General features: G+C 62.7%; 9 protein-coding genes. 3 read left to right on the plus strand and 6 right to left on the minus strand.

The window, feature by feature from the left end:
• Positions 1 to 49 precede the first annotated feature (49 nt).
• The 4 genes from HV744_RS21495 to HV744_RS21510 are packed head-to-tail and all read right to left on the minus strand — an operon-like array spanning position 50 to position 4578.
• A complete protein-coding gene (locus HV744_RS21495; RefSeq protein WP_175151416.1) occupies positions 50 to 1762 on the minus strand; it encodes an ABC transporter permease in 1713 nt (570 codons plus the stop codon).
• The gene (locus tag HV744_RS21500; protein WP_175151417.1) at positions 1762 to 2727 is read right to left on the minus strand and encodes an ABC transporter substrate-binding protein; all 966 of its coding nucleotides are present in this window, start codon (positions 2725 to 2727) and stop codon (positions 1762 to 1764) included. The genes HV744_RS21495 and HV744_RS21500 overlap by 1 nt, the downstream gene beginning before the upstream one ends.
• A gap of 13 nt (positions 2728 to 2740) precedes the next feature.
• The gene (locus tag HV744_RS21505) at positions 2741 to 3427 is read right to left on the minus strand and encodes an ABC transporter ATP-binding protein (RefSeq protein WP_175151418.1); all 687 of its coding nucleotides are present in this window, start codon (positions 3425 to 3427) and stop codon (positions 2741 to 2743) included.
• A 2-nt stretch (positions 3428 to 3429) separates the two neighbouring features.
• Complete coding sequence (locus tag HV744_RS21510) at positions 3430 to 4578, minus strand: porin (protein ID WP_175151419.1); 1149 nt, start codon at positions 4576 to 4578, stop codon at positions 3430 to 3432.
• Between the two features lie 352 nt (positions 4579 to 4930).
• Here HV744_RS21510 and HV744_RS21515 point away from each other — a divergent pair, with 352 nt between their 5' ends.
• Positions 4931 to 5971 carry an SGNH/GDSL hydrolase family protein gene (locus tag HV744_RS21515; RefSeq protein ID WP_175151420.1) on the plus strand — a complete coding sequence of 347 codons (1041 nt, stop codon included), beginning with the start codon at positions 4931 to 4933 and terminating at the stop codon, positions 5969 to 5971.
• 74 nt (positions 5972 to 6045) lie between these two features.
• On the opposite strand, the gene HV744_RS21520 is transcribed toward HV744_RS21515, so the two are convergent.
• On the minus strand, positions 6046 to 7068 hold the full coding sequence (locus HV744_RS21520; protein ID WP_175151421.1) for a ferritin-like domain-containing protein: 1023 nt from the start codon (positions 7066 to 7068) through the stop codon (positions 6046 to 6048).
• A gap of 358 nt (positions 7069 to 7426) precedes the next feature.
• Between HV744_RS21520 and HV744_RS21525 the strand changes: the two genes are divergently transcribed.
• Positions 7427 to 8464, plus strand: coding sequence for an amino acid ABC transporter substrate-binding protein (locus tag HV744_RS21525; protein WP_175151422.1), 1038 nt, complete (start codon positions 7427 to 7429; stop codon positions 8462 to 8464).
• 25 nt (positions 8465 to 8489) lie between these two features.
• A complete protein-coding gene (locus HV744_RS21530) occupies positions 8490 to 9830 on the plus strand; it encodes an ArsB/NhaD family transporter (protein ID WP_175151423.1) in 1341 nt (446 codons plus the stop codon).
• Between the two features lie 428 nt (positions 9831 to 10258).
• On the opposite strand, the gene HV744_RS21535 is transcribed toward HV744_RS21530, so the two are convergent.
• On the minus strand, positions 10259 to 11785 hold the full coding sequence (locus HV744_RS21535) for a trypsin-like peptidase domain-containing protein (protein WP_175151424.1): 1527 nt from the start codon (positions 11783 to 11785) through the stop codon (positions 10259 to 10261).

Genomic DNA, 11785 nt, shown 5'->3' on the forward strand with positions numbered 1-11785 from the left:
ATTGCGTGCAATCGCCGACTTCGACAACCACAGACTGGGTCTTCGCGATTCAATAAAGCCTGTCGAGGCGGCGCGTCCAGAGCGACGCCAGCGTCAACACAATGCCGCTGATCACCAGCATCAGTGTGCCCAACGCCATGCCATCGCCAATCGAGCCTTGTTCGAACTGCTGCCAGATGAACACCGAGGCCGTTTGCACGCCGCTTGGCGAAAGCAGCAATGAAGTCACCAGTTCACGCGATGCCACTGCGAACACGATCATCATCGACGCCGCGAGCGGCGGCGCGACCAACGGCAACACAATACGGCGCAGCGCGCGCGCGCCGCTCGCGCCATGGACGCGCGCCGCGGCTTCAAGGCTGCCGCCAATCTGCCGGAGCGCCGCGCTTGCATAGCGCACGGGATAGGGTAGCAGCAGGCAACTGTACGATAACAGCAGAATGATCCACGTGTTGTACGGCGTGACGGGCCACAGCGGCAGATTCCACGCGAGGATCAAACCGACGCCGATCACGATCCCGGGCATCGCATGCGGTAGCAACGTGAGGCCGTCGAGCGTTGCACGTCCCGGCGTGCGGGTTTTGATAATGATCCACGCGGAGAAGAAACCAAATGCGCCGGTGAGTACCGCCGTCGCGGCTGCCAGACCGAGACTCGTGAGGAGAGCGGCGGCGCCTTCGCCCGCCGACGTCACTGCCGCGAAATGCGCGAGTGTCAGGTTGTCCGCGCTCAAGCCACCCGACAGCGTGCGCACGAACGACGTCGCCACGATCGTACCGATCGGCGCGAGCGTCGTGCAGAATGCCACCGCACCGAATAGCAGCAGCACAGGCACACGCCAGTGACCGAGTTCGAGTGGAACGCTGGTGACCGGCTTGCCGGTCTGCGTATCGAAGTCGCGGCCCGCGAGCAGACGTCGCTGTGCAACGAATGCCACGAGCGCGGTGAGCGCCAGCAACGTCGAGAGCACCGAAGCGCCGGAGAGATCAATCGGCCAGTCGGAGAAACGCGCTTCGATCGACATCACCAGCAGGTTCACGCCTGCGCGCGCCCCGAGTGCCGACGGAATGCCGAATTCCTCGATTGCCATCGTGAAGGCAAGCAATGCGCTCGCGGCGATCGCCGGCATCGCAAGAGGCAGTGTGATGCGCGCAAAAGCGCGCCATGGCGTTGCGCCGCACACGCGCGCGACTTGCGCCAGCCTTCCCCCGGTCGACATCAACGCGCGTGAGACGGCGAAGTACACGACCGGAAATACAGTCAGTGTCATCGTGAGCGCGATACCTGCAAATGAAAACAGATAGTCGCCGAGATCGAACCCGACCAGTTGCTGCAAGTAGCCATGCGGCTGCAACAGCAGCATCCAGCCAAGCGCCGCGAGGTACGGTGGAATCAGAAACGGTGCGAGGAACAGCAGATCCCATAACCGCGCGGCCGGCAATCGCGTCAAACCGCGCAGTGCGCCGAGCGGCACGCCAAGGGCAATGCTCGCAAGCGCAACCGTGACGCCGAAGCGCAATGTGTTGCCGAGCATGGGCCACGTATCCGTTTGCGCGAGCGTCGTGCGCAGCGCCGCGAACGGGTGGGCCAGCGAGCCGTGGTTGAGTGCCGGAAAAATCGCCTGTAATCCGACGAATGCGGTGGGCAGTGCGACCAGCAACCCCAGCGCGACGAACAGCGCACCGAGCGCGGCGGTGCGCACGATGCGCGTCAGAGCCCACGCACGACGCGCGGACGGATGCTGCGCGATCACGCTGGCCATCAGTGTTCGCCGAACAGCGCGTTAAAGCGTGAGAGCACCTCGGCTCGCGATTTCGTATTGCCGCCGTCGTTTTGCGGCAACAGCTTCAGGTCTTTCAGACGCGGACGCGGCGTGTCGATGTCGTCGCGCGCGGGCATCAGATAAGCAGCCGCGACGAGTTGCTGGCCTTCTTCCGAGAGCACATAGTCGATAAATGCGCGAGCGTCAGCCTGAGCGTGCGATGACTTGAGGATCATCATCGGACGCGGCGCGATCACCGTGCCGCTGCTCGGGAAGATCACCTTGACCGATTCACCGCTGGCCGCCGCGCCGTACGCGACGTAGTCGACCGCGCCGAACACGGCCGATTTCGCACCTTGCAATACCGGGTTGATCGCCTGTGCATTCGGTCCGAGCATGACCATGCCATTCTTGTGCATGTCGTCAAACAGCGTCCACGCGGATTCGCCGAGCCGGGCTTGCAGGCCCAATAACAGATCGAGCGATGCGCCTGAAAGAGCGGGATTCGGCGTGGTTACCTGATCGCGATACGCGGGCGCGGCGAGATCGCGCCAGTCGTTCGGCTCAGGTTTGCCGGAACGTGTATTCCAGACAATGCCGAGCGCCGAGACGCCTTGGGCGACATACGTGGGCGACTTGAACATGGGGGGCACGTGCGCCGCATTGGGGCTCGTGTAAGGGGCAAGCCAGCCGCGCTGATCGAGATCCTGGGCTGTGTCCCACGACGCGGAAATCAGTACGTCTGCGTGCGGATTGCTCGATTCCGCTTCGACGCGCGCCATCACCTTGCCGGTGGTGGCCTGAAAAAGGTCGACCTTGACGCCGGTTTTGCGCTCGAAACCTTGCGCGAGTTTTTTGCTGAGATTGCCGGGGCCAGCAGTGTAGACAGTAAGCGCGTGCACGGAAGTAGTGAGCCCGAAGGCGAGGAAAAGGGAACAAACGATGGAAATCAGTGGCTTGTACATTGTAGCGATTCCTTTATCTATTGACAGTCTCTACCACGCGCCCATGCGCGAGCGTGACGATCGTGTGCGCCAGTGCATCGGCTTCGTTGCGGTCGTGCGTGACGTACACGGCGGTGGTGCCGAGTTGCGCGAGCAGGGTGCGAACGTCATCGCAAAGGGTCGCGCGTAGTTGCGCGTCGAGATTCGAGAGCGGTTCGTCGAAGAGCAGCACGCGAGGACGCGCGACGATCGCGCGCGCCAGCGCGACGCGCTGCTGCTGGCCCCCGGAGAGCGCGGACGGTCGACGCGCCGCCAGATGTTCGAGACCGACGCGCGACAGCGCCTGCGCGACTGCCGCGACACGCGCCGCGCGCGGCACGCCACGCATTTCCAGTGGAAACGACACGTTGCCCGCGACGGTCATGTGCGGCCATAACGCGTAGTCCTGGAACACCATGCCGAGATCGCGCGCTTCCGGTGGCACGCAGCGCGTGGGATCGGCGACGGTCTGATCGCCGAACATCACGCGGCCCCCGTCGGGTTGCAGCAACCCGGCGAGCAGCTTAAGCAGCGTGCTTTTGCCACAACCTGACGGGCCGAGCAGCGCGAGCGTCGTACCGGCCGGCACGTCGAGATCAATGTCGTCGAGCACGGTTTGCTCACCGAACCGCTGACGGAGTCCGCGCAGATGGATCGCTACGCTCGGGCTGTTGATCGGCATGGTCAGAACTTGTGGCGGATGCCGGCCATCAGGCCGAACTGGTTCTTGCCGGCTACCACGTCCGTACCGAAGCCGTTCAGGCCCAGGTTCGAGCCGTTGCGGTTCAGCGCATATGCGAGGTTCAGATACAGGTCGGTACGCTTGGACAGAAAGTAGTCCGCATCGACCTGGAACGACCACGGGTCGCGCGATGTGCCGTAGAAGTCCTGGTACATCGCCGTGCCGGAAAACGCGAGGTCGGGCCGTGCAAGCCAGGTCGCGCCGAGCCAGTAAAGGCTGGTTGCTTCGACCGGCGACGTCGTCAGCGTGGTCAGATGCACTGCCTTCGAATTGAGGTAGCGATAACCGGCATAAGTCGTCACCGTCGAAATCTTGTAGCTCGCGGCAAGAGCCATGCGGCGGTCGATATCGCCCTCGTAACCGCCGGCCTTCGGGGTATGCGCGGCCTTCGGATTGGTGCTGCCGCCGTTCTTCTGGTCATAGACGAGTGTCGCGCTGAACGGACCGCTCTTGTAGCGCAAACCGCCTTCGATCACACGCGCAAACCGGGTGTCGCCGGCGGGTTGTGCGCCGTACGTCACCGAGTCATAGCCAAAGCTGTATTGCACGATCGCCGTCAGGGCGCCGAAGTGCTTCTCGTAGCGTGCGGTGTTATCGAGCCGGTCGGAGAATGCCGGGTCTTGCATCTTGACCGCATACACCGCGTTCTTCAGCGGGTTGTATTCGCTGACCCAATCGAGGAACAGGCCGCCTTGGCGACCGATCGACAGGGCGCCCCAGCTGTCGTTGCCGAGGCCGACATAGGCGAGCCGGCCGAACAGACGGCCACCTTGCAGCGACGCACCGGTATTGACGTTCATGCCGCTTTCGAGCCGGAAGAACGTGCGCGTGCCGCCGCCAAGGTTCTCGCTGCCGGTGACGCCCCAACGGGAGCCGGACATGTTGCCGGACGTCAGGCGCGTGACGCCATGCGTTTGTCCGTTGGACGACGATGCATTGGTGAGGTTTTCGAGCCCGGTATCGACGATACCGTAGAGCGTGACAGAGGAGCCGGAGGTGGCGGGTGCTTCATCGGCGCGTGCGTAGGCAGACAGGCTGGCACAGACGGCCAGACAGCAACCCACCGCCGTCATGCGGTAGGAGTGGTTCACAGATTGTGTCCTCTTTGGGATTGAATTTGAGCCACGAATGTAAGTGGCTTGTAAGTCATCCCCGTGACAGTGGAACAGTTGGGGAAGACTCCGTGCGTCTAGTCCAGGACCGCGGGCGCTCAGCCTTTTTCTCGACTTTTTGCAACAGCTTCACCACGTTGATTGATTCGGCAGGAATGCTGAGAATGCGACGGGTCGTGACCGTCACCGTCACCGTTCGCAGGTTCATCGAGAGAAACCCGCCCCAGACAGCGCACGTTTTTTGCATCATCGGGGATGCCCGTCGCGAATGGCGAGCGCAATCTCCGGCGTCACGTGGTTGAAACGCCCGACCGCTCAGGTAGGAGGGAATATGCGAGGAATAATTGACGAGGCCCGCATTGTAGTTCTTGCCATGACGATCTCTCTGCTGGCGGCATGCGGCGGGAACGGAAGCAGCCCCGGTCCGGGCAGCGCCACCACGCCCGCCACCCCGGCAACGCCCGCGGGCGGCGTCAATCTGCAGATCGTCTCGTTCGGCGACAGTCTGTCGGACGTCGGAACCTACGCGCCGATTGCAAGCGCGGTGGGCGGCGGGCGTTTCACGACGAATCCCGGGCAGGTGTGGAGTCAGGATGTCGCGCAATACTACGGCGACACGCTCAGCGCCGCGTACACCATCGACGCCACGCATAAACTCAGCGCACAGAACGGCCTCGGCTATGCAGAAGGCGGCGCGACGGTGGCGACGCCGGCGGACCAGAATGAGTTTCTGACCGACCTGATCGGCGACATCGAAATGCCCGTCAGCCAGCAGGTTTCCAGCTATCTCAGCGCTCACGGACGCTTTAACGCCAACCAGTTGGTGCTCGTGTGGGCCGGCGCGAACGATGTTCTGCGCGCCGGACAACTGCCGGCCGCCGCGCAGACGGTGGCCACGGCCGCCAACACGCTCTCGCAACTGGTTGCGCAGATCGTGCAGAACGGCGCCATGCACGTCGTGGTGATCAATCTTCCGAACATCGGGTTATCGCCGAAGGGCATCGCATCGTCCGATGGCGGCGCAAATCTGACGCAGCTTTCGCAACTATTCAACAGTGACCTGAACGCCGCGTTGCAGACCGATGGCTTGCAAGCCAAGGTGATCCAGATTGACGCTTATACGTGGCTGAATCAGATCATCGCGAATTTCCAGGCCAACGGCTTTGCGGTGTCGAATACCAGCGTCGCGTGTGCCCCCAGGAAGACGCCTGACCAGTCGTCGTTGCTCTGCTCGCCGGCAACCTATGTCTCCGCAAACGCAGATCAAACGTACATGTTCGCCGATGATCTTCATCCGACGACGCATCTGCATACGCTGTTCGCGCAGTTCGTGGAGCGTCAGATTGCCGGCACGGGTCGGCCATTCAAGTGATCGCAGCGGGCGAATGCGTATCGATCGGGAGAGGCCGATGCCGCGCTGGCCGCTCCGGTTCCATGCGCCTTCCATCACCGCAAGCGCGATCTCCTTCTGCGCATCGAGCACGTCGAGTCGCGCATGAAACGCAGCGCAAATCGCACGAGCTTCGGCATCGTCCCGGGGCGCAGCAGACGATGGTCGTAGCCGGCGAAGCGTCGCTCGCTCTCCGTGAGGCACAGCGTCATCAGTTCGCGCACGCTGATCTCGACTGAGGACACGGCTTGCGCGCCGTTCACCGTGAAGTTGTTATCGTGCTTGTGCTCGTTGCCGTCGGCATCGAGCGTGCGCGCAAGGGTCATCCGCTCCCAGCCGAGAAACGCCCACACGGCGGCCACTTTCAGTTCGAAGCGGACGCGCTGCCACCAGGATAGCTGTGCGCGATGCCATGCCACCCAGTTTGCGAACAGCAGGATATGGCGGCATTCTTCCTGCATGACCGGTTCGAAGGTGTCGATCAGCTCAGGCGGAAACAGTCCCGAGCGTTGGGCGACCTCGAAGAGGCCGAAGGCGAAGAAACTGTCGATGCACTCGCTGTAACCTGTCACGAGGTAGGCCCACTCGGTGTCCCTGGGATAGACATAGGGCGCTTCGCTCGCAAGTGAAATGCCGTAGGTGGTCACCATGCGCGTGAGCACCTCCTTATGGCGGCTTTCTTCCCATGCGTTCAGCGCAAGCGACTCGCGTACGTCAGGCTCGTCGACGGTCGCGGCATACGCTGCCATGCGCAGCCGCGCCCGGCCTTCCGTCTGTACCGCGATGTCCCAGATCGGCAGGGAAACGATCCGTTCGAGCGCTTCGGGCTCGAGCTTGGGCCATTCGAGCACCGATGGACGGTATGGGTTGAAGGTCTCGCGAAACATTCGGCACATCTCGCGGCGATGCACGTCGGAGCCCGGCTTCAGCGGGCCAGCGACGCTGCTCGTCCACTGCCGGGCGTTATGGTCTGCCGCTTCGACGGCGGCCCGGTCAGGTCTGCGCTGCGGCAGCACTGGCGCGGTAAAGCCTTGAATCAGCCGTTCGACAGCGAATGTGTCAGTGATTGAGTCACTCATTCTGGAAACTCCCAGGTGAATGCAGCACCACGAATTCTGACTTTACTCGAGCCGGTTTGCGTCGAGGCGGCACTTGGACAGCTGAGTCAATCGGCCGCCATCGCCGTTGCACGGTCATTCAAGCGGGCGCTCCGCTCAGACAGCGGTGCTTCATACCGCGATCGTGTTGAAGAGGCATTGCCCGTTGGCGACGATGGCATGCAATATTACTCTCGTTGTGATGCTGACTAATGTCGACTGCTAGCCTACTCTTTACATAACGCATCTCAAGCGGTGTGCCTGTCAAAACGAGGACCGCCGGCGGTGGAGCTCCGCGTAGCAGCCGTCCCCGTAGTGAACGATAACCCGGGAGTCGACCATGGCACGCCTCGTAAAGTGCGGCGCAGCGGTGCTCGCAATCTGCGTGGCCCTTCCGGGGGCTTTGACGACCGACGCTTGCGCAGCGGACGGCGACACGCTTGCCCAGATACGGGCGCGCGGCGTGATCCGGTGCGGGGTCAGCGAAGGCATCCAGGGGTTCTCGGTCAAGGACGGTTCCGGGCGCTGGTCCGGCATCGATGCGGACTTCTGCCGCGCGGTGGCTGCCGCCGCTCTCGGCGATCCTGCCAAAGTGGCGTACGTGCCGCTCAAGGCGTCCGCGCGATTTCCTGCGCTGGCTGAAGGCATCGTTGATCTTCTCGCACGAAATACGACGTGGACGCTGCTTCGGGAAAGCGCGCTGAAGGTGCAGTTTGCGGGCGTTCTCTTCTACGATACCCAGGCGTTTCTCGTGCGAAGACCGGGTGGGGTGCAGACAACGACCGGCCTCAAAGGCGCAGCGGTGTGCGTGGAAAAAGGCACATCCACCGACGTGCACCTGCGCGAGTACTCAGCCGACCACCAGTTGGACCTCAAACCACTGGTGATCGACTCCGCCGGCGAAGCGCGTCAGGCCTTCTACGCCGGACGTTGCAGCGCCTATGCGGCGGATTTATCGCATCTTGCCGCCGTGCGCGTCGAAGCGCCGGGCGGCCCGCAGAGCGCCGATATCCTGCCGGAGCGCATTGCCAAGGAGCCGCTCAGTCCGGTCGTGCGTGGCGACGATCCGAGCTGGCTGACGCTCGTGCGCTGGGTTCTCTTCACGCTCGTGGCTGCGGAGGAACTGGGCGTGACCCGCGACAACCTGCAAGCCCGGCTGGGCGATCCCGCCGTGAAGCGGACGTTTGCCGATGACGATGCGATCAATCGCGGCTTGGGAGTCGAACGCGGATGGATGGTGCGCGTGGTGCAAAGCGTCGGCAATTACGGGGAAATGTTCGACCGGAACCTTGGACCTCGTACGCCGCTGCAACTGGAGCGCGGCCTGAACCGGCTGTGGACGCAAGGCGGCCTGATGTACGCGCCGCCTCTGCGCTAGAAGACTGGAAAAACAGGGCGGCCCCATGAGCCAATTGCAGATCTATATCACGGTAGCCGTGTTCGCGGCGGTCATTCTGCTGATCGCGTTCGACGTGATCGACATGGCCGTCGCGGCATTGACAGGTACCTGTATCCTGATCGCGCTCGGCATTCTGGATGAGAACGATCTGCTCGGCGCGAGCCGCGCGGCCGCCGGGCCGCTCGGCCTGCTGTTCGGCGGCATGGTGGTGGCGCGCATTCTCGCGACCACCGGCGTGTTCGATCTCATCGGCGACGCCTGTCTGCGCGTGACGGGTGGCAGCGGAACGCGTTTTCTGCTCATGCTGATCGCGCTAGTCGCGCCAATTTGCGCGGTCTTGCCCAACGCGACTACGGTCATTCTGCTTGCTCCTATCATCATTCGAGTGTGCACCGCACTGGAAGCCGACTACGTCAGACCGATGCTGCTCATGGCGATCATCAGCAACTCGGCCGGTTTGCTGACACTCGTAGGCGACCCGGCGACATTTCTGGTCGGCAGCGCGATCGGCATGACGTTCGGCGAATACCTGCGGCGCGTGTCGCTTGGCGGTTTGATTGCGGTCCTGGTGATCGTGCCGCTGTTGCCAATCCTGATGCGGGACCTGTGGAAGCTGCGGCGCACCTTGCCGCCACGTGTGCCCGCAAAACGGCTCGAACGGCCGGTCTACGCGGCGCTCGCGGGGGCCGTGCTGGTGCTGATGGTGGCGCTGTTCGTGGTTGGCGAAGATCTGCCGTCGCGGATCGTGCCGCCCGCAGTCGCGCTGATCGCAAGCGCATTGGCGCTGCTGGTGGGATTCGCCGCCAGAGTCGAACCGACTGAGAACGTGCTGCGGGACGTCGACTGGAAGACACTCCTTTTTCTTGCCAGCATCTTCTGTCTCGTGCAGGCGATGGCCAAGACAAGGCTGCTTCAGATCCTGGCACTGACGCTGTATCAGGTATTTGGCAGGGAGTTGACGGTCGTTGCGCTAGTGCTGCTTGCCGGCATCGGGTTGCTGTCGAGCCTGTTTGCCAACATTCCGGTTGCGGCGGCGTCGATTGTGATGGTTAAAGGTTATCTCGTGATGGCGGAGGTGGTGCCGGAAACGGCGCTTTCGGCTGGGTTCACGCAGTGGCCTGCCGCTTCGATTCCGGTATTTGTCGGCATGATGTTCGGCGCGACCCTTGGGGGCAATGCGACGCTCGTGGGAGCGGCCGCCAATATCGTTGCGTCTGGCATTTGCGCGCGCCAGGGCACACCTATCACATTCGGCAAGTTCCTTCGATACGGACTGCCCATCACGGTGGTACAGCTTGCAGCATCGGCTGTGTATCTGCTCGTTCTGACTCGGCTGCTGCGCTGAGGTCCCCGCGTGTCAAAACAGAGAGATCGCATCGGCATGCGTGCCGTACCGGGCGCTTTGATGTACGCGCGGACCAACGTAGCGCTGGCCGGTCAGGACGCTCCCCACGCGCAACTGCCCGCGCAAACCTTGAGCAACCAGTTGACGCAGAAGCGCCTTGCCGGCCTCGTTCGACCCTTGTCCGAGTGCTTCCCGGTAGCGTCGACCGAGACGATAGGGATACAGGCAGCTGCCAGCGCAAATACGGTGCCGACGGCGGCGTCTCCAGGCCGACAAACTCCCTGCATCTCGCCGTTCGCGATGTCACGATGATCGACGTGGCGATATTGAGCGCCATCTCTGTTCGAACGCCTCGCCTTCATCCATGAAGCGTTCATGAAGATCGCCTGCTGCATCATCTGCGGGCGGCAACTTCGACCTTCATTGGGTTAACGCTTCCTGGTCTCAATCGAAACAAAACTGCGCGCGTTTTTGCGCTGTATCAGCACGGCTACCTGTTTGCCTGCCTTTGCTTCCAGCGCAGCGACGTCCTCCGCCGTTTCGACTAGCGTGTCATTGAGCGAAAGGACCACATCGCCAGCCTGAATGCCGGCGCTCGCGGCCGGCCCATCAACCGCGTCCACCATCAGACCGACGGCGAGCCCCGTCGCACGCCGCTCCTCGTCACTCAGCGGATGCATGGTCAAGCCAAGGCGATCTGCTGCGCCACTTTCGTTCTGTCCAGCTTTGGGGATTTCCGCGGACGCGCCGACTATGACTGTCGTCGTCATCGGTCTTCGACTGCGGATCAGTCTAAGTGTGGTTTTCGTCCCAGGCAGCAGAGCAGCAGCAACCTCGCCGAGTTCGGCCGAGCGGTCAATCGTCTTGTCGCCGATCTGAATGATCACATCGCCCGGCTTGAGGCCGCTCGCCGCGGCGGGTGTGCCTGGCCCAACGGAATTCACTAGCGCACCTGCCGGTCGCGGCAACCCGAAGGCCACAGCCAATCCAGGGTCGATGTCCTGTACCTCCACGCCAAGGCCGCCCGGCGATGTCGCGTGCAGGGCCAGCACCTGCGATCGCACCTTGACCGCCATGTTGATCGGGATAGCAAAGGTCAGGCTGGGGGATCTGTCCGAGCCAGCGTAAATCTGCACATCGATGCCGACCACCTCGCCGGCACGATTGAACAGTGGGCCACCCGAATTGTCCGGATTGGTCGCTACATCAGTTTGGAAAAAAGGAAAACTGCTCCCGTCGGGGAGCGTGCGAGACGTGGCGCTGACAATGCCGGCAGTCACGGTATTCTCGAAGCTGTCGGGTGACCCGATTGTCAGGACCGGCTCGCCGACGCGCACCCGCGACGAGTCGCCAAGTTTGACGGTCGGAAGCTTCGTGGCATCGATCTGAATGACCGCGACGTCGCTCTGGGTGTCTACCGCCAGGACCTTTGCCTTGAACTCGCGTCGATCGGTCAGTCTGACTGTCACTTCGTCGGCTTGGTCTACCACATGAGCGGTGGTCAGAATGAGGCCGTCGGGGCTCACGATGAAGCCGGAGCCTATCCCCGAGATGGCGCGCGGCGAACTGCCTTGAGACGCCGGCGAGTGTGGCACCACACTCTTGACGAATGCAATAAGGGGATCGTCAGCATCGATTGGCGCAGGGGCGGCTATCGACGATCGCTGCTCCGAGGCAGTCACGCTGATATTCACGACGGCGGCCCCGTATCGCTCCACGATGGTGGGGAAGTCGACCGGCGCGGAGGCGTTGGCTGGCAAAACCCGCTTGTCTTTCGCAGGCTGCGAAGGCGCGCCGGTGGCGTTCGCCGTCGGCTGCAGGCACGGATAGCCGACGAGAAATACCGCAATCAGGGCAGTGCCAAGCGAGGTGCGAAAGAACCTGACAAAACCCGGTGCGCCTCGATGGTGGGCTTTGAACAGGTACTTGGCGCGTGAAGTGTCTGATGGTCTCAT

It is taken from the genome of Paraburkholderia ultramafica, from assembly GCF_902859915.1.
Classification (GTDB): Bacteria; Pseudomonadota; Gammaproteobacteria; order Burkholderiales; family Burkholderiaceae; genus Paraburkholderia; species Paraburkholderia ultramafica.

Coding starts and splice junctions, on each gene's coding strand:
- HV744_RS21495 (WP_175151416.1), bottom strand. CDS start 1,762: ATGGCCAGCGTGATCGCGCAGCATCCGTCCGCGCGTCGTGCGTGGGCT.
- HV744_RS21515 (WP_175151420.1), top strand. CDS start 4,931: ATGCGAGGAATAATTGACGAGGCCCGCATTGTAGTTCTTGCCATGACG.
- HV744_RS21500 (WP_175151417.1), bottom strand. CDS start 2,727: ATGTACAAGCCACTGATTTCCATCGTTTGTTCCCTTTTCCTCGCCTTC.
- HV744_RS21520 (WP_175151421.1), bottom strand. CDS start 7,068: ATGAGTGACTCAATCACTGACACATTCGCTGTCGAACGGCTGATTCAA.
- HV744_RS21505 (WP_175151418.1), bottom strand. CDS start 3,427: ATGCCGATCAACAGCCCGAGCGTAGCGATCCATCTGCGCGGACTCCGT.
- HV744_RS21525 (WP_175151422.1), top strand. CDS start 7,427: ATGGCACGCCTCGTAAAGTGCGGCGCAGCGGTGCTCGCAATCTGCGTG.
- HV744_RS21535 (WP_175151424.1), bottom strand. CDS start 11,785: ATGAGACCATCAGACACTTCACGCGCCAAGTACCTGTTCAAAGCCCAC.
- HV744_RS21530 (WP_175151423.1), top strand. CDS start 8,490: ATGAGCCAATTGCAGATCTATATCACGGTAGCCGTGTTCGCGGCGGTC.